The following is a 19,352-nucleotide window of genomic DNA, read 5'->3' as shown; positions in this document are numbered from 1 at the left end:
GAGACGGCAACCCCACGCGCCGGTGGGTGAAGCTCCCCCGGCGCGGCCGCGTACACTGCCGCACGGCAGCTGCCGCCCCTCGATCTTCCGGAGACGCCGTGATCTCACACCTGCCCCGCGCGCTCACCCTGCTCGCCATCGCCTTGCTGTCGGCCTGCGCCACACAGGCCCCGCGTGCCCCGCAACGCTCGCCCGATGCGGTCAAGGCCGATATCGCGCAGCGCCTGCCGGCAACATTGCCCGACCGCGCCGGCTGGGCCCGCGATGTGTATGTGGCGCTGTCCTCGCAGGCGTTGGACACCAGCGCCGAGCACATCTGCGCAGTGCTGGCGGTGACCGAGCAGGAATCGACTTACCAGGCCAATCCGGTCGTGCCCAACCTGGGCAAGATCTCGCGTGCCGAGATCGACCGCCGCGCCAGCGCGCATCACATTCCCGGCTTCATGGTCGATGCCGCCCTGCGTCTGAGTTCGCCGGATGGGCGCAGCTATGCCACGCGCATCGCTGCCGCGCGCACCGAACAGGAACTGAGCCGCATCTTCGAAGACTTCACCGGCAGCGTGCCGCTGGGCGCGCGGCTGTTCGACGGATTCAACCCGGTGCATACCGCCGGGCCGATGCAGGTGAGCATCGCCTTCGCCGAGCAGCATGCGCAGCGCTACCCCTACCCGCCCGGCGATTCGATCCGCCACGAAGTCTTCAGCCGCCGTGGCGGGCTGTGGTTCGGTACCCAGCATCTGCTGGGCTATCCCGCCAACTACGACGCGCTGCTGTACCGCTTCGCCGATTTCAACGCCGGCTGGTACGCCAGCCGCAATGCCGCCTTCCAGGCCGCGCTGAGCAGGGCCAGCGGCATCGCGCTAGCCCTGGACGGCGACCTGCTCACGCCGGGCGCCAGCCTGGATGCGCCCGGCAGCACCGAGCGCGCCGCACGCAGCCTGGGCAGCCAGTTGGCGATGAGCGACCGCCAGCTCCGCCGCGCACTGGAGGCCGGCAACACCGCAGATTTCGCCGACTCCGACCTGTATCGCCAGGTGTTCGCGTTGGCAGAGCGCAGCGCCGGCAAGCCGCTGCCGCGTGCCGTGTTGCCCGGCATCACCCTGGAAAGCCCAAAGATCACCCGCACGCTCACCACCGCGTGGTTTGCGCAGCGGGTGAACGAACGCTGGAAGCGCTGCATGAGCAAGTAGACGAGCGGGCCACCGCGCTGCCGGCGCTGCGCTCTGTCGCCTCATTCGGTGCTCAGGCGATTGGTCAACACATCGCCGACAACCGGGCCGTCTTCCACCTTGCCATCGCTGCCGCGTTGATACCTGATGCCGGCACGACACGCGGCGAGGTCCATCTCCCATACCCAGCCAACCAGGGCACGCCCTATGCCTGGTGGCGAGCGTAGCGGCATGTTCATGCGCAGGCCATCGTCCTGGCCGCGGTCCAGCGTGCACATGACGGTGCCGGCGCCGTCGTCTTCAGCGTCCGGGTCGACCTCGTCCACATGGGTGATGGTGGCGATGATCGCCTCGGCATTCACCTGTTGCTGCAACACGTGTGGAAGATCGGCAAGCGGTGGCGCGGCGCGCCCGCCGGATGGCTCCGGGACGAACGCATCGGTCAACCTCACCTTGCGGAAGTAGTACTCGCTGCGTCCGAGTGTTTTCGAGCCCTCCATGGCCGTTGCCATGTCTGCCAGTTCGTCGGTGCGCAGCAGGAACATCTCCGTACCCGAGCGCATGACCAGCAGTTGCGCATCGTTGGCATCGCTACCGCTCGAATCACGGCGCAAGCGGATGTCCAGGGTGAGGTAGCGATCGCCCATTTCGGTCTGCGTCACCTCAAAGCGCCCCGAATACGCACGCACATCGGTACGGGCATGGCTGCGATGATCGATCTTCCAGAACAGCAGGCGATACTGCCCGCCGGGTTCCAGTGACAGCATGCGATGCCAATCGATATAGGACGACAGGTACAGGCCGTGCAGGTCGCCGCTCGCCTGTGGTTGCTGGAAGATGCCCTCGAACACAGGGCGCTGCTCTGCAGGCAATGCATCGGCAATGGTCGCGGGCGCGTCGGCCACGGGTGCGGGGGCATCGACAGCGTCGCGCAGCCGGGTGTGCAGCGCCAACGCATCGACCTTGTCGACCCGCAGCATCTGCATCGAGAGCAGCAGTTGGTCGATCTGGTAGACCTCGCCCGCAGCGAGTGGGCCGCACTCCTTGCGCGCGGCGGCAAGCCGGGCCGATGGAATCAGGGAATCGCAGAACGCCGCATCGCAGAGGGACTGGTTGAAGAAGTCCTCGAGGTTCCAGCTCAGATCGCCGGTGGCTTTGGAGACCGGATCCACATAGACCACGTCTTCGTCGGTGGCAGTGAGCTTGCGGTAGTACAGCAGTGCGCCGAAGGGCGTGAGCGCGATCGGAATACGCTGTACTGCGTCAGGTGGCGAGACGATCCAGCGATCCAGCACCGGCTGCCAGTGCCGGGGGTCGATCAGCGCCAATTGCATGCGTCCATAATGCCCCAGCCCTTTTTTACGCCATAGCTCGAGCAGACTGGCAGGCAGCACTGGCGCATATGCGGCAATCAGATCCATGGCGGCAGGCTGCGTCCTGACTGGCGGATGCGCCTTGAGGAAGGGGGACAGTGCCAAGCGGCGAAACCAGGACATCAGGCGGCCTCCAGTCAACATTGCGTGCGTGCAACACCCCATATCGTGCCGCATGGCCATGCCGGGGCACGGGAGAAGCGTAGTTCATCGCGGAAGGGCACGTCGTCGGTGGCTGATCGCGCAGCGGCGCACGTGCGGGCCGTGGGTGTCTTCGCCCACGATGGCGATGGCGATGGAGATCGACCCCGCGCCGCCACGCAGCGGTGGTGCAGGGCCTGGGTGATCCGCTGGGCAACCGCTCGATTGCCGGCCCGCTTTCTCGGCCACGCGGCGTCCGTTGCGAGCCGGGTGCGGCTCGCAACGGACGCCACCACGCGGGCACGACTTCTGGCAGAGGCGCCCAGCCCACGTGGCGGGTAGCATCGGACGGTCGCGCCGACCGCATTGCGCGCTCCTTTCATCCCGGAGAATCTTCATGCCCACCACCCCGTTGCCGCTGCGGCACCTGTGCCTTGCCGTCGCCCTGGCCGCTCTGCCGGCACTTGCCGGCGCGCAAGCCCCTGCCGTCACCGAGGCCGACTACGCGCGCGCCGAACGGCTGATCAGCTATGCCGCACAGCCACTGGTGGACCACGCCCTCACCCGCATCGACTGGCTGGATGCCACGCACGTGGCGTATGTCGATCACGATGCCAAGGGCAACCGGCTGCTGCAGCTGGACACCAGCACCGGCAAGACCGCACCGCTCTTCAAACAGGCTGCGCTGGTTGCTTCGCTCAACAAGCTATTGAAGACCGGCGACAAGCCGCTCAAGGCCAACACCTTCGCACCGGTGGTCAAGGTCACCGCCGATGGTCGCTACCGCCTCAACGTGCGCGACACCGCCGTGGTCTGCGATGCGCGTGCGCGTTGCAGCAAGCTGTACGCCAAGGACAAACCGGAACCGGGCGTGCTGTCGCCGGACAAGCGCAGCGAAGCCTTCATACGCGACTGGAACCTGTGGATACGCGATCTTGCCAGCGGCCAGGAAACCCAGCTCACCCGCGATGGCGTGGAAAACTTCGGTTACGCCACCGATAACGCCGGCTGGCAGCACACCGACAATGCCATCTTGGCGTGGTCGCCGGACTCCCGCAAGATCGCCACCTTCCAGCAGGACCAGCGCAAGACCGGCGACATGTACCTGGTCAGCACCAAGCTGGGACATCCGGAACTGCAGGCGTGGAAATATCCGCTGGCCGGCGACAAGGACGTGACCATGATCGAGCGCGTCATCATCGACGTGCCCACCCGCAGCGTGCTGCGCCTGAAAACACCGCCGGATCAACATCGCTCCACGCTCTGCGACGACGTGAGTTGCTCGCCTGGCCTGTGGGACGACGTGAAGTGGGCACCGGACAGCAAGACGCTGGCATTCGCCTCCACCTCGCGCTTCCACAAGCAGACCTGGTTGCGTATTGCCGATGCCAGCACCGTCGCGGTGCGCACCGCCTTCGACGAAACCGTCAAGACCTATTACGAAAGCGGCCAGGTCGCCGCCAACTGGGCGTATCTGCCGGCCAGCAACGAGGCGGTGTGGTTCTCCGAACGCAGCGACTGGGGCCAGCTGTATCTCTACGATCTGGCCACCGGCAAACCCAAGCGCGCCATCACCACGGGCGAAGGCAACGTCACCGAATTGCTGCGCGTGGACCCGGTCACGCGCACCGCATGGTTTGTCGGCGTCGGCCGCAGCGCAGGCGTGGACCCGTACTACCAGCAGCTGTGGAAAGTCAGCCTGGATGGCGGCGATCCGGTGTTGCTCACGCCCGAACCGGCCAATCACAACATCGCGCTGTCGCCCGACGGTGCACGTTTTGTCGACACCTATTCCACCTCGGTCACGCCGCCGGTCACGTTGCTGCGCGAAGCCGGCGACGGCCGCACCGTCAGCACCCTTGCGACAGCCGATATCACCCGTCTCAAAGCCGCGGGCTGGGTGCCGCCCGAGCCCATCACGGTGAAGGCACGCGATGGCAAGACCACGTTGTACGGTTTGATGTTCAAGCCCGCCAATTTCGACCCGACCCGCAAGTATCCGGTCATCGATTACGTCTACCCGGGCCCGCAGACCGGCTCCGTACGCGGGCGTAGTTTCCTCGCCGGCCATGGCGACAACCAGTCGCTGGCCGAACTGGGCTTTATCGTCATTGCCATCGATGGCATGGGCACGCCGTGGCGCTCCAAGACCTTCCACGACACCTGGTACGCCGACATGGGCGACAACACCTTGCCCGATCAGGTCGCCGGCTTGAAGGAGCTGGGTCAACGTTATGCCTGGATCGATCTGGATCGCGTCGGCATCTGGGGCCATTCCGGCGGCGGCAACGCCTCGACCGGCGCGATGCTGCGTTATCCGGATTTCTTCAAGGTGGCCTGGTCGGAAAGCGGCAACCACGACAATCGCGGCTACGAAGACGATTGGGCCGAGAAGTATCACGGCGAGCACATCGTCAACACCGACGGCACCTCCAATTACGACGACCAGGCCAACGCCAATCACGCCAGCAAGCTCAAGGGCCGGCTGATGCTGGTGCACGGCACCCTGGACGACAACGTGCCGCCGTACCTCACCTTGCTGGTGGCCGATGCCTTGATCAAGGCCAACAAGAACTTCGACATGCTGATGCTGCCCAACGCCAAGCACGGCTACGGCGATCTCACCCCGTACGTCACCCGCCGTCGCTGGGATTACTTCGTGCAGTACCTGCTCGGTGCGACCCCGCCGGCGCAGTATCAGATGCAGCCGATGCCGGCCAATTGAGCGGCGTACAGGCGGTACGGTGGCCGCTGCTGCGCCATGTCCGCAGCTAAAGCGTCATCGCGCCTAGGCGCCGCACCACATGTGTCATCCGGTTAGACCCGGATGACACGGCGGCCACTCGCTTGGCCGTACTGCCACCCAAGTGCTTCCTCAAAAACGCCAGCACGCGCGTGTCGTACCCGCGTCGATGCGGCTCGATGAAGAACCCGTGGCCCTCGTTGGGGAAGTACAGCGATTACGCGGGCATCCTTGAGTGCGCACTCCATCCGTTGGGTGTGTTCGACCGGCGCGCTCGTCCTTGCCACCGGCCATAAGAAGCACCGGCATCTTGATCGGATTGGCCGGTGTCAGCGGCGAACGTGCTGCCAGGGGGCTGCGCGCGCCGGGCGCGCAACGGTTCAGTGCGCAACAGGTTGCCGCTGGCCCAGCAAGCCCAGACGCCGGAACCACATCTCCAGCGGCACCGTCACCAGCGGCGGCAACGCCGCCAGCAGACTCAAGGCCCATGCCCACCACGGCCAGCGCAGCCGCAGTGCGGCAATCATGCTGACCGCGACATAGAACAGGAACGCCGCGCCATGCAGGCGCCCGAATACCCAGACCACGAGCTCGGTGCTCTGCAGCCCATACTTCAGAAACATGCCGACCAACAATCCGGCCCAGGGCAGCCCTTCGAAAAATGCAGCCAACGCAAACAGACGGCCGATCGGCGACAACGCAGAAGACACACGCATACAACACTCCAGACGGACAGGGATTGCCGCGACGCGATGGCGGCGGCGACGCCCGCTGGCAAGGCCAGTCTACAGTCCAACCCAACGACACTGAGGTTAAATGGCCAGGCAAGCGCATGCGCCTTGCGACCGATGCGCGTGATACGTGCCCAGTGCCCACATGCGTTTGGCACCGCCGCCGCACATCCCGGCGATAATGCCGGCTCCGTCGTCCTCAAGCCTCGCACCATGCGCATCGCACTGCTGTTGTTCCTGCTGGTCGCCTTATTGCCCGCCACGGCGCTGGCGCTGAAGGTGCGCGATGGCGATCTGCTGTTCGTCACTGCGGCGCACACTGGCCTCAGCGGCGCCATCGACGATGCAACTTCCACCCAGGGGCAACCCAGCTTCGACCATGTCGCGCTGGTGGCGCATGCAGGCGACGTTGCGGTGGTGCTGCATGCCGACGAATACGGTTCGCGCGAGCAACCACTGCAGGCATTCATCGATGAGGCCACCGCCAAGCAGCGGCAGATCTTCGTGTATCGGCTCACCCCCGAACATCGTCCTGCCATCCCCGATGCCATTGCCCAGGCACGGCGCATGCTTGGCAAGCCCTACAACGACACTTACGTGCAGGACGACAACCGCTATTACTGCTCGGATTTCATCGAGCGCGCCTTCCGCGCGCATCACGTGTTCGCCCTGCAACCGATGAACTTCAAGAACCTGCAGACCGGCAAGATTTCGCCATACTGGATCGATTTCTACCGCAGCAAGGGCATGCCTGTGCCGCAGGACATGCCGGGCACCAATCCGAACGATATGGCCACGACGGCGGCGTTGACCTCGATGGGTCGGCTGAACTAAACGCCGCGTGCCGATGTCCCCAGACGATTCCGGGGTGACCCTGCAGGAGACTGCTTTGAAGAATGCGATGTTGGCAGGATTAGGGATCGCGCTGTTGGTCGGCTGCGGCAAGGCACCAGCGCCGACGCCGGCTAAAGCAGCAACGCCGCAGGCAGCGGTCGCAGTGCGCACGCCTGCCCACGCCCCGGGCAGCCAGCGTGGCGAGGGCCACCCTTATGAGCTGGCCGATACGCAGGTCTGGGACGTACCGGATCCAGTCTCGGGGCGTCGCTATCAGGTCTTCGTCGCCCTGCCACGCGCTTATGCGGAAAATCCGCAGCGGCGTTACCCGGTGCTGTACGCCACCGACGGCGACTACGCGTTTGCGCTGGTCAAACAGATCGCACGTCGCTTGAATGGCGAAGGCCCGGCCATCGAGGATTTCATCCTGGTTGGGCTGTCCTACGCCGTCGGCGAGGAACCCATGCCCAGCCGCAGGCGCGACTATACGCCGACGCCGGAAGACGGCCCTAACGCGGCGCCGGTGGCGACCCACGGCAAGAGCGCTGCCTATATCCGCTACCTGCGCGAGCAGGTCTTGCCGTTTGTGGCCAACCACTACCGAACCGACGAACAGCGGCGCCTGTATCTGGGGCATTCGTACGGCGGCCTGCTCGGCACGGACATCCTGCTCAGCAGCCCGGAGATGTTTTCTGGCTATATCCTCGGGAGCCCGTCGTACTGGTATGGCGAACATGCCATGGTGGCGCAGGAAAAGACCTTTGCAGCCACGCATCGCGATCTGCCGGCGCAGGTGTACATGTACGTCGGTGAGTACGAGCAAGTGCGTTATCACCAGACCTACGACATGGTCATCGATACCCAGAACATGGCGCGTGCGTTGCGTGCGCGTGGCTATCCGTCGTTGCATCTCACGCTTGAGGTTCTCAACGATGAGGACCACCTGAGCATCGGGCCGCGCGGCATCACCCACGGCTTGAAGGTGTTGCTCGGGAGCAAGGCTGCCGATCGGAGCGAGCGCTGACGCAAGGCATGGCCTCGGGATATTCAAGTGCCCAAGGCAATGGCATGCACCGCAGCGGTCAGCCACGGACACCACCGGTTGCTGCGCCAGCGGTTTGCGCATGGCAGCGGCCGGCATGCGAGCACAACCGATGCGTAGCGTGCACAACATCTTGCCAACTCCCACACACGCCACGCCCTAGTCTGCGCAGATCGATGACAGCGTGCCACGCGCAGGCATTCCGCCTGCGATGGTCGAGCACATGCAGAGGTGCACATGGCTTTGATCCACTCCATCCTGATGGGCGTCGTCGCCGGCATGCGGTCGATGACGCCGCTGGCGGCCGTCGCCAATGCTGCACGCACCGGCAAGCTGCCTGCCGACAATGGTGCGCCGGCACTGCTCGCCAACCCACTGGCATCGGCCGGCATGTTGGCATTGGCTGGCGGCGAGCTGGCCGGCGACAAGATGAAGACCGCGCCCGACCGCATCGTGCTGCCCGGCATGATTGCGCGCATCGCCACAGGTGTGATCGTCGGCACTGCATTGGCGCCACGCGAACAACGCGGCATCGCCGCGCTGCTCGGTGCGACGACCGCCGTTGCCGCCGCCTATCTCACCTTCAATGCACGCATGCGTGCGATCGAGCGCTATGGCCAAACCAGCACCGGCGTGGTCGAAGACGCAATCACGGTAGGCGCGGCGACGCTGATCATGCGCGATGCGGCCAAGCGATAACGCATCTCCACGGATCCATGCATGATGCTTGAAGGCCTGCCACGGGTTGTGCAGGCCGTGCTCGCATAGCGCTCCGTCGCCGCTATCAACTCAGCAAATTATGCCTGTGACAGACCGCGTAACAGACCTTGCTCACGCCGGGCGATAGATCGCACACAGCTTGTTTCCATCAGGGTCGCGCACGTACGCCAACCACGTCGGCCCCATGCTGCTCTCACGCAAACCGGGCGGTCTTTCGATGGAAATGCCGCCGGCAGCGACCGCGCTGTCATGAAAGTGCTGCACTTGCTCCGGCGAGTCGCACTTGAAGCCAACCGTTGCACCGTTACCCGGGCTGGCGGCTTCGTCGTTGATCGGCTCGCTCACACAAAAAGTGCTGCCTGCATGCCGGTAGAACAGGCGCGTGTGCCCGCTTGCTGCCTGATTGACGAACGACGCAGGCGCACCGAAGACACCTCCTAGCACTGCATCGTAGAACGCTCGCGCACGCGCGATATCGTTCGTTCCTACCATGACATGATTGAGCATGACGTCGCCTGTTGATCGCGCGGGTGCGCAGCATACGCCACCATACCCGCTGTGCCATGTCGACCATGCGAATCAGTCGCCACGCCCATGAGGCGCATCCAGATCCAGTAGCGGCCCCATCGGGACGATACCGGTGGGGTTGATGGTGTCGTGGCTCTGGTAGTAATGCCCCTTGATGTGCTGGAAGTTCACGGTGTCGGCAATCCCCGGCATCTGGTAGAGCTCGCGCAGGAATCCAGACAGCTGCGGGTAGTCGGCAATGCGCCGGAGATTGCATTTGAAGTGCCCCACGTACACCGCATCGAACCGCACCAGTGTGGTGAACAGGCGCCAGTCGGCTTCGGTGAGCCGGTCGCCGCAGAGATAGCGTTGTGCGCTCAGGCGCGCCTCCAGCCAGTCCAGGCTTTCGAACAACGGCAACACCGCTTCCTCATAGGCCGCCTGGGTGGTCGCAAAGCCCGCCTTGTAGACCCCGTTGTTGACGGTGTCATAGACACGCGCGTTCACCGCATCGATCTGCGCGCGCAGCGGCTCCGGATAAAAATCACCGTCTGCAGCGCCAATCGCGTCGAAGGCGCTATTGAACATGCGGATGATGTCTGCCGACTCGTTGCTGACCACGGTCTTGCGCTCGCGGTCCCACAACACCGGCACCGTGACCCGGCCCGAGTAATGCGGGTCGGCCTTGAGGTACACCTCGTACAGATATTGCGCGTGATTCTCGGTGTCGCCGACCACGCCTGGCCCATCGGCGAAGGTCCAGCCGTTTTCGCGCATCAGCCAGTGCACGATGGACACGTCGATCATCGACTCCAGCCCTTTCAGGCGCCGGAAGATCAGCGTGCGGTGCGCCCATGGGCAGGCGAGCGACACATACAGGTGATAACGCCCCGAAGCCGCCTTGAACCCGCCCTGGCCATGCGGCCCGGCGCTGCCATCGCGCGTGACCCAATTGCGAAACTGCGACTGCGAGCGCTCGAACCGCCCCTCGCTCTTGCTGGTGTCATACCACCTGTCCTGCCATTTCCCATCGACCAACAGACCCATCGTGCTTTCTCCCGCCGCGACGCTCACTGGCGACCGTAGCCCAGCGATGTTGCAGGCTGCGTGAGCAGCGCGATGGTGCGCGAGCGTGGCACGCGATCACCGTGGAAGAATGCAGGCAGGCGCATCGCCCGGTGCGTGCGCCTGGCGGCCGGCAAGACGCACCTATCTTGCAATCACCGCCGTTCCCGATGGCACCATGTAGCACGCCTGCGCTTTCTTGCAGGCCTCGGCATTGAGCTCGGGGATCTGGCTGGCCAGGTACTGCTCCGGCGTCAGCCCCATGCGGTTGCGGTACGCGTTGTCGGCGTCGGCCTTGGCCTCTTGCTCCTGCTCGCGCTGCCGTTCTGCGGTGGTCGCCTCCACCAGGGTCTTGACCCGCTGTTGCTGCGCGGCAGTCAGATTCATCTGTTGCAACACATCCGGATTCGGACGTGCGCGGCCCAAGGTGATGTTCTGGATCTGGATCGGCAGGCCTTGTTCCTTGACCAAGGCACTGACGTTTTGCGTCACCGAATCGTCGATCTTCCTGGCGGTGTCCGGGTCGCTCATCATCTTGGTCATGTCGTAGCGCTTGACCTGGTCGCGCACGATGGACGCGTACTGGCTGGCCACGTTGTTCTTGAACCAATCCTGCCCAAACCTGGACAACAGCAGCGCCGGCGCAGTAATCCTGTATTGGATCTGGGTGGAGAAGTCCAACAGGATGTTGTCGCTGGAGGAAAAATCGTCGAATGCCACCTGCACGGTTTGCGGCGTCACATCCACATAGCTGGCCGACGTGGTCAGCCAAGTGTAAGTGCGCCCGGGATCGCGCACATCGTCCAGGCGGATGCCGCCCTTGCCGAAGAACAAGGGCTTATCCACCAACACGGCCTGCTGCCCCGGATCGGGCGACACAACGGTGCACGCACACAGCAAGCCGGCCAGCCCGATGGCCAGCATGGAAGTCTTCATCGATGTCCCCTTGAATGCCCCGGGCGCCAATTCGCGCCGGTGTGGCGGAAGATTACCCAAACATCCGGCCAGTCGCATCCTGCCCGCAGCTGGGGGACGTTCACCGACAGCTCGTCGCTCATGGAGCGCCCAAGGCCGCCAGCCGAGCGCGCGGCAACAGCCTGGCTGACCCGCTCAGCCGCCCGTATTGGCGCCAGCCACCCACAATCGGCGAAAATGTCCGCCTGCCGACATCCCGCCCAGCGGCCAAGCGCAGCGGCGCCCTGCCCGCCTGCTCCTGTCATCGTCTTCGCCTGCTGGCTGCCGGCCATCGTGCCTGCGTTGCCAGCCGCCCATTCCGGATCTGCCTTGAACACCAACGCCCCACCCGTGCCCAACGACGAGCTGCCCCTGACCGACCGCCTGCGCGCGGCCCTGGACGTGCTGGAGGCCATCGACGCCGACCGCAGCGTACTGGACACCCTGCCCGAAGCCGACCGCGTGCGGCTGCATCAAGTGGTTGCCAAGGTCTATCACCCCGAGCCGAAGGCGCGGCGGCAGTTGCTCAAGCAGCGAGAGCGAGAGCGCCACCAGGAAAAGGTGCGCAAGGCCGAAGCGCTGCTGGAACAACGCGGTATCCGCGCACTACGACGCAAACCGGTGTTCAGCACGCCAAACTATTTCCCGCCGCATGCCGCCGGCCTGCACGACGCCCACAACGGCGAAAACGCCACTGCCGCGGCAGAGCCCACGCATTCGCCCGAGCTGCGCCATTGCTATGTCTGCAAGCAGAAGTTCACCGAGCTGCATCATTTCTACGACCAGATGTGCCCCACCTGTGCGGAGGTGAACTTCTTCAAGCGCACCGAAACCGCCGACCTGCGCGGGCGCGTCGCCCTGCTGACCGGCGGGCGCGTCAAGATCGGCTACCAGGCGGGGTTGAAGTTGCTGCGCGCCGGGGCAGAGTTGATCGTCACCACGCGCTTCCCGCGCGATTCGGCCGCGCGCTATGCGCAGGAACCGGACTTCGCGCAGTGGGGTCATCGCCTGCAGGTGTTCGGCTTGGACCTGCGCCATACCCCCAGCGTGGAAGCGTTCTGCAATGAACTGCTGGCCACGCGCGAGCGGCTGGACTTCATCATCAACAACGCCTGCCAGACCGTGCGTCGCCCGCCGCAGTTCTACGCCCACATGATGGCCGGCGAAACCGCCGCATTGCACGAACTGCCGGAGACCGTGCGGAATCTTGTCGGTCATTACGAAGGCCTGCGCACCCCGGAGTTGCTCCGCGATGCCTCGGCCACCGCGTTACCCGCGGTGCATGGCCGTGGGCTCGACAGCGCCGACGGCCTCACCCGTGCCGCCGAACTCTCGCAGATCGCGTTGCTGGACGACGAGCTGGTAGGCCAGCAGCATCTGTTTCCTGATGGGCGACTGGATCAGGACCTGCAGCAGGTCGATCTGCGCGGCCGCAATTCCTGGCGCATGCTGATGGCCGAAGTGCCGTCGGTGGAGCTGTTGGAAACGCAGCTGGTCAACGCCATCGCGCCCTTCATCATCAATGCGCGTCTCAAGCCGCTGATGCTGCGCACGCCCGAACGCGACAAGCACATCGTCAATGTCTCGGCGATGGAAGGCCAGTTCTATCGCAACTTCAAGACCACGCGCCACCCGCACACCAACATGGCCAAGGCCGCGTTGAACATGATGACGCGCACCTCGGCGGCCGATTACCAGAACGACGGCATCCATATGAACAGTGTGGACACCGGCTGGGTCACCGACGAAGACCCGGCAGAGATCGCCGCGCTCAAGGTGCAGCAAGAACGTTTCCACCCACCGCTGGATGTCGTCGACGGCGCCGCGCGTATCGTCGACCCGATCATCCACGGCTTCAACACCGGCGAACATGTGTGGGGGCAGTTCTTGAAGGATTACGCGCCGACCGATTGGTGAGGCGCGATGACGGGGCCTGGCGATCCATACCGGCATGCGCATTCCTCACCACCAGCAAAAACGGTGTTCGGTTGACGCTGTCGGGCATCCGGCGCTGTTGGCGCGATGCGCAGTGACACAGACTGCAAGTGCGTGCAAGAAACGCGTCGACCATATCGTCAGCATATCCGTGCAGAGGCGGCAGACAGCATCAACGACTCGTCGTCCATCTAGCCACGTCTGTCGTCAGGGATGCCATTCCTGCTTTTTTGCCCGCGTGCTGCAATCACGCAGGCCAACGTCTCGTCATTGGCCTGCATCATCGCTGGCCACATCCTGAGCTGATGCAACGCGAGAGATTATTTGCAGTCTTTGGAGACGGGCGCCACATCGACAGGAGTTACCTGTCCATCAACGGCAACCCGTTTGACCGCCAAGGTGCAGACCGAGTTGCGAAAGTCCAGGTCCAACGCAACCTCGTAATCGGCACCCGCCTCCGGAACAAAGGTGGATGCCAGCAACGGCCCGCATGTCCAACCGCTTTTGAAGCCCGGCGTGCTGGTCCAATGCGCCGGCGAACTGGCACCGGCTTCCACCACCACCGGCTTGCCAGCTTCGATCGCATATTCCTTGTAGAACGGCTTGGAACCGATCATCTTGCGCTCGTGCAGGTTGCGCGTGTTCTGGGTCTCCGGGATGCCGATCGCCTGGTTCTTCACCGATCCCATCAGCGAGCCGAACGCGCTCCCCAACGAACCGGACGCACGCACCTTCTCGCCATACGTGGCGGTACACACAGCGTCCTTGTACAACACGATTCCCACGCCGTTCTGACCAAACATCCGGATGCGCGCACCCGTGCCATCGATCTGCGCAGGCGCTTGTTCGGCAGCCAGTACGGGGGCGACACACGCAGCCGCCAAGGACACAACGAGCAATCGAATCATCACGTTCAACACAGCCTCCACAGTTCCATCGAACCTTCTGGTGAGCGTGGATTAACGGCAGGTTGCGTGAAGTCTTGAACTCCGGTGCAAGTGCCACGCCCAAAGTGAGGCACATATCACCGAAGGCATCACATCTGCCTGGCCGAGCGATGCGCTTTTGCCCGCGATGTGGCCGCAACGCTCTGCATCCTTCGACACAGAAACCGGCCATGTTCGCACCGTCTCCAGACAGCCCTCGCTGTTGAGCGGCATCTGACGATGTAAAGCGGGGACAGAGGTGTTCCGAACAGCCGGGCGCGCCTGCATTGGCATCTACGCAAGAAGGAAGAAGCTTCCTTCCAGTGGCAGAGCAGATGAACCCGCGCCTTGTGCAGTTTTTGCCGCGCGGTGGTTGGCCGACTCACGCTGCAATCGTCCCGGCAGGCGTCGCGGGCTCTGCGCTATCGCCGATCCGCATCCTTGATGGCTTGCGCGCGCGCAAGCGTGTTGGTCAAGGCCAAAACCTCCGGCAATTCGTGCCGAAAGGCATCTACCTGCCAGGCTGGCACGACACCTTCGAAGTTTGACTGGTCGAAGATGGGGCGGCCTTCCATGTAGAACCCATCGCGGCCCTGCACGACGAAGTGGAAGCACGATTGCCACCGCGGATCAGGGCGCGCCGACAATTCCACACTGACTTTACTGTGCGCGCGCCCGGTGTCGCCCGAGGTGACGGTCACGGTGCGCGCCGTGATCTGGTTCCCGATATTCATGCAGGCAATGATCGGCGCTAGGCCGTCGCCGCGCTGTGATCCACGAGGCTACGGATTCTTTCAAGAGCACGCAACCACGCACCCTTCACGTCATCACGACACACCGTTGAAGACGCGATTTCCAGCAGGTAAAGCCAATGCCTGTTAGCGGCCTTGCACAGAGCTAGCGACAACTCACATGGGCACCAGAGGCGGACTTAAGTGCACTCGCAAAATGCTGCAGGCCGGCGAAGTCGTTGATCGGTTGTCGCGAGCCGCTACGATGGTGCGTATTGTCGCGGCCCCCAGCAAGGACGTTGCCCATGTCACAGCACGCGATCGAGGACGTGATCGAACGCGCCATCCACCTGGTCGATCGCAGTACGCAAAACGCCGCGCACCAGGCCGCGCTCATCCACGCCTTGCTCCACCTGCAGGCACGCTACGACACCGGCCTGACCTGGCTGCGCATGCATGAGGTGCTGCTGCGCCACGACGTGCTGGTGCGCACGCCGGTGGAGGCCATCGACGATGCGGCGCTGCGCGCCCAAGCGAGGGCTGCCGAGACATCGTGCTGGTTGGAGAGCGATCGTGGCACGGGCTATCTACACCTGGAAGAAAACGCATCCGTGCTCTACCAGCAAACGGGAACCGGCCACGCCATGCCGGTTTCCGCCTTGTTCCGTGCCGTGCTGACGCTTGCCGATCAGGCCGACGATGGCGAGTTGTTCACCAACTTCTATGGCCTGCTGGTCAACGGCTGGCTCGACGCCACATTCACCGCCGAGGACGGCCTGGCGTCGTCGCTGGACGGTCTTGTCGCCTGCGACGACCTGCAGGCGATCCGTGGCATCGCCGCGCGGCGTGGACTCAAGCGCCGGCGCGGCGTGTCGGAAGATCTCGCGCTGCCTCACCTCAGCGAGAGCCAGGAGCCTGGCGAGATCGAGCAAAACGCCGGCTTGCGCTTCTTCCTGCAGCCCAAGCGCACGCCCACTGCCTTGCTGGCCGCACGCAACAGGACCCGGCGCCAGCTCGCACGCGTGCAGGAACTGATCCCGATGCTGGTGGAGCAGCGCCTGAGCGCCGCGCTGCAGCAGGCAGGTTGGTCGCCGGTTGCCGCGCCACCTGAGCATCCATGGTGCTGGACCCGCGACCGCGACGGCAGCCGCCAGTGTCTGTGGGCCACCCACGACGCGACGTGTGGGGAGTTGATTGTCCAGGCAGGCCTGCAGCACGCCCGGCTGCTGGACTGGCAGCAACGTTCGGCAACCACCGAGCTGTACGACCTGCACATATACGATCGCGCCGCACCGCTGCTCGGCAAGCATGCGCTCAACCCCAAGGACATCGGCACGTATGGCGGCGTGAGACTGGACCCGGCTCGCAGCGATGCGCAGCTGGGCAACGCCTTCGACCATCTGGCCGCTGCCCTCCCTGCCCTGGACGCGTACTACTTCGATGTGATCGCGCAGCAGTTGTCCGGGCCATTCTTCGATCGCGACCTCGAGATGGTCATGCGCATGATGGAGGAAGGCCACAGCACCGGGGCAATCGCCCAGGATGTACTGCTTGCCAGTCCCGACAGCACATTACTGGCGTTTGTGTTCCGCCATCTGGAACATGGGGACGACGTCGCTGCGGCAGCGGTGGTTGAGCGCGTGCGCGCACGCCATGCCGCGCGTACGCGTCTAAATGCCTGGAATCGTGCGTATCTGAGCCCATTCCTGCAGCAATGGGACCAGGGGCGGCGCGATATGCCGATGCCGCCAGTGCAGCACATCCTCCTGCTCACTCACCTGCGCGCATGTGAATCCGTCTGAACATGGTCGCCGCCACGACCGCGCTTGGCACCGTTCGAATTGGTGACCTCGGCCATGGCTCAGCCCTCCTGCTTCGCCTTTTGAAACTCGATACGCCCGTGATCGCCCGAGTATTTTCTCTTGACCAGGATGCGGTCGGCCGGCGTGATGCAGCTATTTTCCAGCGAATTGGCTACATGGGCTTCATCAACGAAGAACTCTTCGTAAGGCAACGACAGTACGGATGTCTCACCGCCCTGATCGAACGTGAGCAACAAACTGTCCTCGCGCTCGAAGCACAGCCTACTCCAGGCAAAATCGGCCAGTTTCCCGGCTTCGACAACAGCCGATTCCTTACCTGCAAGCAGTGCCGCAACATTCTGCGGAAACTGCTTTTTTGAAATCGGGGGCTTGGTCATGCCGCATCCTGAAATAGTGGCAACGGCAACGGCGGCCGCGAACGAAAGGTAACGACGGAAGATGGCCAATGGCATGGGGGCGCGGCTCCTTGCTGCGGGCTGGTAGACAGGTGGACCAGGATCAAGCGCTGCACGGCGCTCCATCAGCGAGCAGTCTGGCCCCAACTGGTGTATTGCGGCTCTGGTCGCATCTTGCCGCTGAGCCGGATCGACAGGACAGCCTCAGCGCAACCACTCAGCCGGCAGCGAGGACGGTGGCAAACGGGTCGTCGCCGGCATCTTCGTTCCAGACATACTCCGCGATGCTGGCGACTTCCTTGGCAGCGTCGTGGCCGAAGATCTTCGCAATGAGCGCCAGCGCCATGTCCGTTCCAGCGGACACGCCTGAGGACGTGAATAGATGTCCATCCTCCACCCAGCGCGCACGCTTCACCCACTCCGCCTTCGGGCCCTGCGACGTCACCCAGGCGAAGGCGCGCTTGTTGGTGGTGGCGCGCCGCCCATCCAGCAGGCCGGCGCGCGCAAGCAATGCTGCGCCAGTACAGATGCTGGCCACATGCGGCGCTGTATGCGCCAGGCGCGCAATGCCAGCAACCAACGCGGCGTTGTGCACCTCGCGGCGCGTGCCCATGCCGCCCGGCACCATCAGGATGTCGACTCGGGGCGCCGAATCCAGCGCGTATTCCACCGCAACCGTTGGGCCGGCGCTACTGGCGACTGCGCCGACACGTTCGCCGAGCATCACGATCCTCACCTTGCCTTCAAGATTGCCGAACATATCCAGCGGCCCGAACACATCCAGCAGTTGGAAGCCCTCGAACACCAACATGCCTAGCGTCAGTTGCGCTGTAGCTGAGGCCACCTTGTCGCGCCGCGCGCTTGCCGGACGCGCATCGTTGGCCGTTGCGCCGGCGCAGATCATCGCAGCGCTGCCCAGCAGTGCGGTGCGTAGCACCAGACGGCGCGAATGGTTGGCATGGGTCTGCTCCCGTTCGATAGACATGGCAGTTCCTCTGTATGAGACCAACAGTGTGTTGGCGTCGCGCATGGATGAGCCCGGGTAATCCCCCCGCCCATTAGCAGACGCCAGAAGTGGAATTTTCTCGTACCCTTTCCCGAGGAGGTTCCATGAAGAAGTCCCGCTTTACCGACAGCCAGATCATCGCCGTGCTCAAGCAGGCCCAGGCCGGTGCGCCCGTGCCGGAGCTGTGCCGCGAGCACGGCATCAGCTCGGCCACGTTCTACAAGTGGCGTAGCAAGTTCGGCGGCATGGACGTGTCCATGGTCGCACGCATGAAGGAGTTGGAGGAGGAGAACCGCCGGCTCAAGAAGATGTACGCCGAGGCGCAGCTCAGTACCGACCTGCTGAAGGAAGCGCTCGCAAAAAAATGGTGAGGCCATCTCAGCGACGCGAGATGGCCCAATCGGCAGTCACGAGCGGGCGCACGAACATCCGCCACGCCTGCCAGACCTTCGCGGTGAGCCAGACCTGCTTCCGCTACCAGGCCAAGGCCAGCGAGCAGAACGCCCGGATCGCCGACTGGCTGGTCCGCCTGACGACCGCCCATCGCGACTGGGGCTTTGGCCTGTGCTACCTGTACCTGCGCAACGTGAAGGGCTTTGGCTGGAATCACAAGCGGGTCTACCGGATCTACCGCGAGCTGGAGTTGAACCTGCGGATCAAGCCGAAGAAGCGGCTGGTGCGTGAGCGGCCCGAGCCTCTGGCGGTGCCGGAGGCCATCAACCAGGTCTGGTCGATGGACTTCATGCACGACCAGTTGGCCGACGGCCGCAGCTTCCGGCTGTTCAATGTGCTCGACGACTTCAATCGCGAGGGGCTGGGGATCGAGGTGGATCTGTCGCTGCCGTCAGCCCGGGTGATCCGATCGCTGGAGCAGATCATCGAGTGGCGCGGCAAGCCCGCCGTGATCCGCTGCGACAACGGCCCTGAATACATCAGTGGCGCGTTGCTGTCCTGGGCACAGCGGCTTGGCATCCGGGTCGAGCACATCCAGCCGGGCAAGCCACAGCAGAACGCCTACGTTGAACGCTACAACCGCACCATCCGCTACGCCTGGCTCGCCCGCACCCTGTTCGACACCATCGACCAGGTGCAGGACAAAGCCACCCGCTGGCTATGGACGTACAACCACGAGCGCCCGAATATGGCGCTCGGCGGCATCACGCCTGCCATGAAGTTGGCGATGGCCGCTTAGCTCCACTTCTGGCGACCGCTAGAAGTGGGGGGGTTACCCCCGCACTGCAGCGCGAGCGATTGCGG

At 64.1% G+C, this 19,352-nt stretch carries 16 protein-coding genes and 4 pseudogenes; 9 read left to right on the top strand and 11 right to left on the bottom strand.

The features are described from left to right. Window positions 1–98: 98 nt before the first annotated feature. Window positions 99–1,190, top strand: coding sequence for a DUF1615 domain-containing protein (locus ACCQ15_RS03085; RefSeq protein WP_372381206.1), 1,092 nt, complete (start codon window positions 99–101; stop codon window positions 1,188–1,190). Window positions 1,191–1,231: 41 nt separating this feature from the next. On the opposite strand, the gene ACCQ15_RS03080 is transcribed toward ACCQ15_RS03085, so the two are convergent. Beyond that, window positions 1,232–2,665: a GAD-like domain-containing protein gene (locus ACCQ15_RS03080; RefSeq protein ID WP_372381205.1), complete on the bottom strand. Its 1,434-nt coding sequence runs from the start codon at window positions 2,663–2,665 to the stop codon at window positions 1,232–1,234. Between the two features lie 415 nt (window positions 2,666–3,080). Between ACCQ15_RS03080 and ACCQ15_RS03075 the strand changes: the two genes are divergently transcribed. Continuing rightward, the gene (locus ACCQ15_RS03075) at window positions 3,081–5,408 is read left to right on the top strand and encodes a S9 family peptidase (RefSeq protein WP_372381204.1); all 2,328 of its coding nucleotides are present in this window, start codon (window positions 3,081–3,083) and stop codon (window positions 5,406–5,408) included. 46 nt (window positions 5,409–5,454) lie between these two features. On the opposite strand, the pseudogene ACCQ15_RS03070 reads toward ACCQ15_RS03075, so the two are convergent. Then, a pseudogene (locus ACCQ15_RS03070) lies at window positions 5,455–5,759 on the bottom strand (alpha/beta hydrolase family protein). 47 nt (window positions 5,760–5,806) lie between these two features. Beyond that, window positions 5,807–6,142: a DUF3817 domain-containing protein gene (locus ACCQ15_RS03065; protein ID WP_372381203.1), complete on the bottom strand. Its 336-nt coding sequence runs from the start codon at window positions 6,140–6,142 to the stop codon at window positions 5,807–5,809. Between the two features lie 228 nt (window positions 6,143–6,370). On the opposite strand from ACCQ15_RS03065, the gene ACCQ15_RS03060 reads away from it, so the two are divergent. From ACCQ15_RS03060 to ACCQ15_RS03050, 3 genes are all read left to right on the top strand, one after another. Continuing rightward, window positions 6,371–6,991 carry a YiiX/YebB-like N1pC/P60 family cysteine hydrolase gene (locus tag ACCQ15_RS03060; protein WP_209261642.1) on the top strand — a complete coding sequence of 207 codons (621 nt, stop codon included), beginning with the start codon at window positions 6,371–6,373 and terminating at the stop codon, window positions 6,989–6,991. A gap of 85 nt (window positions 6,992–7,076) precedes the next feature. Then, a complete protein-coding gene (locus tag ACCQ15_RS03055; RefSeq protein ID WP_041470000.1) occupies window positions 7,077–8,015 on the top strand; it encodes an alpha/beta hydrolase in 939 nt (312 codons plus the stop codon). A 255-nt stretch (window positions 8,016–8,270) separates the two neighbouring features. Next, window positions 8,271–8,732 carry a membrane protein gene (locus tag ACCQ15_RS03050; protein WP_014089269.1) on the top strand — a complete coding sequence of 154 codons (462 nt, stop codon included), beginning with the start codon at window positions 8,271–8,273 and terminating at the stop codon, window positions 8,730–8,732. A 132-nt stretch (window positions 8,733–8,864) separates the two neighbouring features. On the opposite strand, the gene ACCQ15_RS03045 is transcribed toward ACCQ15_RS03050, so the two are convergent. The 3 genes from ACCQ15_RS03045 to ACCQ15_RS03035 all read right to left on the bottom strand — a co-directional run bounded on the left by ACCQ15_RS03045 (window position 8,865) and on the right by ACCQ15_RS03035 (window position 11,249). Then, complete coding sequence (locus ACCQ15_RS03045; protein ID WP_008577582.1) at window positions 8,865–9,260, bottom strand: VOC family protein; 396 nt, start codon at window positions 9,258–9,260, stop codon at window positions 8,865–8,867. Window positions 9,261–9,332: 72 nt separating this feature from the next. Then, window positions 9,333–10,307 carry a glutathione S-transferase family protein gene (locus ACCQ15_RS03040; RefSeq protein ID WP_372381202.1) on the bottom strand — a complete coding sequence of 325 codons (975 nt, stop codon included), beginning with the start codon at window positions 10,305–10,307 and terminating at the stop codon, window positions 9,333–9,335. A 162-nt stretch (window positions 10,308–10,469) separates the two neighbouring features. Further along, complete coding sequence (locus tag ACCQ15_RS03035) at window positions 10,470–11,249, bottom strand: SPFH domain-containing protein (RefSeq protein ID WP_372358446.1); 780 nt, start codon at window positions 11,247–11,249, stop codon at window positions 10,470–10,472. Between the two features lie 360 nt (window positions 11,250–11,609). On the opposite strand from ACCQ15_RS03035, the gene ACCQ15_RS03030 reads away from it, so the two are divergent. After that, the gene (locus tag ACCQ15_RS03030; protein ID WP_372381201.1) at window positions 11,610–13,196 is read left to right on the top strand and encodes an SDR family NAD(P)-dependent oxidoreductase; all 1,587 of its coding nucleotides are present in this window, start codon (window positions 11,610–11,612) and stop codon (window positions 13,194–13,196) included. A gap of 338 nt (window positions 13,197–13,534) precedes the next feature. On the opposite strand, the gene ACCQ15_RS03025 is transcribed toward ACCQ15_RS03030, so the two are convergent. Then, window positions 13,535–14,122 (bottom strand): hypothetical protein, encoded by a 588-nt coding sequence (locus ACCQ15_RS03025; RefSeq protein ID WP_175393189.1) that lies wholly within the window; start codon window positions 14,120–14,122, stop codon window positions 13,535–13,537. A gap of 440 nt (window positions 14,123–14,562) precedes the next feature. Continuing rightward, window positions 14,563–14,874 (bottom strand): hypothetical protein, encoded by a 312-nt coding sequence (locus ACCQ15_RS03020; protein WP_372381200.1) that lies wholly within the window; start codon window positions 14,872–14,874, stop codon window positions 14,563–14,565. Window positions 14,875–15,176: 302 nt separating this feature from the next. On the opposite strand from ACCQ15_RS03020, the pseudogene ACCQ15_RS03015 reads away from it, so the two are divergent. Both ACCQ15_RS03015 and ACCQ15_RS03010 read left to right on the top strand, forming a co-directional pair. Further along, a pseudogene (locus ACCQ15_RS03015) lies at window positions 15,177–16,286 on the top strand (hypothetical protein); the annotation flags it as partial. Between the two features lie 42 nt (window positions 16,287–16,328). Further along, a complete protein-coding gene (locus ACCQ15_RS03010; RefSeq protein ID WP_372381534.1) occupies window positions 16,329–16,673 on the top strand; it encodes a hypothetical protein in 345 nt (114 codons plus the stop codon). Window positions 16,674–16,732: 59 nt separating this feature from the next. Here the strand turns inward: ACCQ15_RS03010 and ACCQ15_RS03005 are convergent, their stop codons facing one another. The 3 genes and pseudogenes from ACCQ15_RS03005 to ACCQ15_RS02995 form a co-directional block, all read right to left on the bottom strand. After that, window positions 16,733–17,146: a hypothetical protein gene (locus ACCQ15_RS03005; RefSeq protein WP_372381199.1), complete on the bottom strand. Its 414-nt coding sequence runs from the start codon at window positions 17,144–17,146 to the stop codon at window positions 16,733–16,735. 160 nt (window positions 17,147–17,306) lie between these two features. Beyond that, window positions 17,307–17,840: pseudogene (locus ACCQ15_RS03000) on the bottom strand (DJ-1/PfpI family protein); the annotation flags it as partial. Beyond that, window positions 17,831–18,074 (bottom strand): annotated as a pseudogene (locus ACCQ15_RS02995) (DJ-1/PfpI family protein); the annotation flags it as partial. The pseudogenes ACCQ15_RS03000 and ACCQ15_RS02995, both read right to left, overlap by 10 nt. A 125-nt stretch (window positions 18,075–18,199) precedes the next feature. Between ACCQ15_RS02995 and ACCQ15_RS02990 the strand changes: the two are divergent. Next, window positions 18,200–19,287 (top strand): IS3-like element ISXac2 family transposase gene (locus ACCQ15_RS02990; protein WP_089504397.1). Its coding sequence is split into 2 segments (ribosomal slippage): window positions 18,200–18,452 and window positions 18,452–19,287, totalling 1,089 coding nucleotides; the frame shifts between segments, so codons are not numbered across the junction. The last annotated feature ends 65 nt before the right edge of the window (window positions 19,288–19,352 follow it).

This window comes from Xanthomonas sp. NCPPB 1754 (assembly GCF_041475725.2).
GTDB classification, from domain to species: Bacteria; Pseudomonadota; Gammaproteobacteria; order Xanthomonadales; family Xanthomonadaceae; genus Xanthomonas; species Xanthomonas euvesicatoria.
Note: the sequence above shows the minus strand (reverse complement) of the source record. Positions and strands in the feature narration are given on the sequence as shown.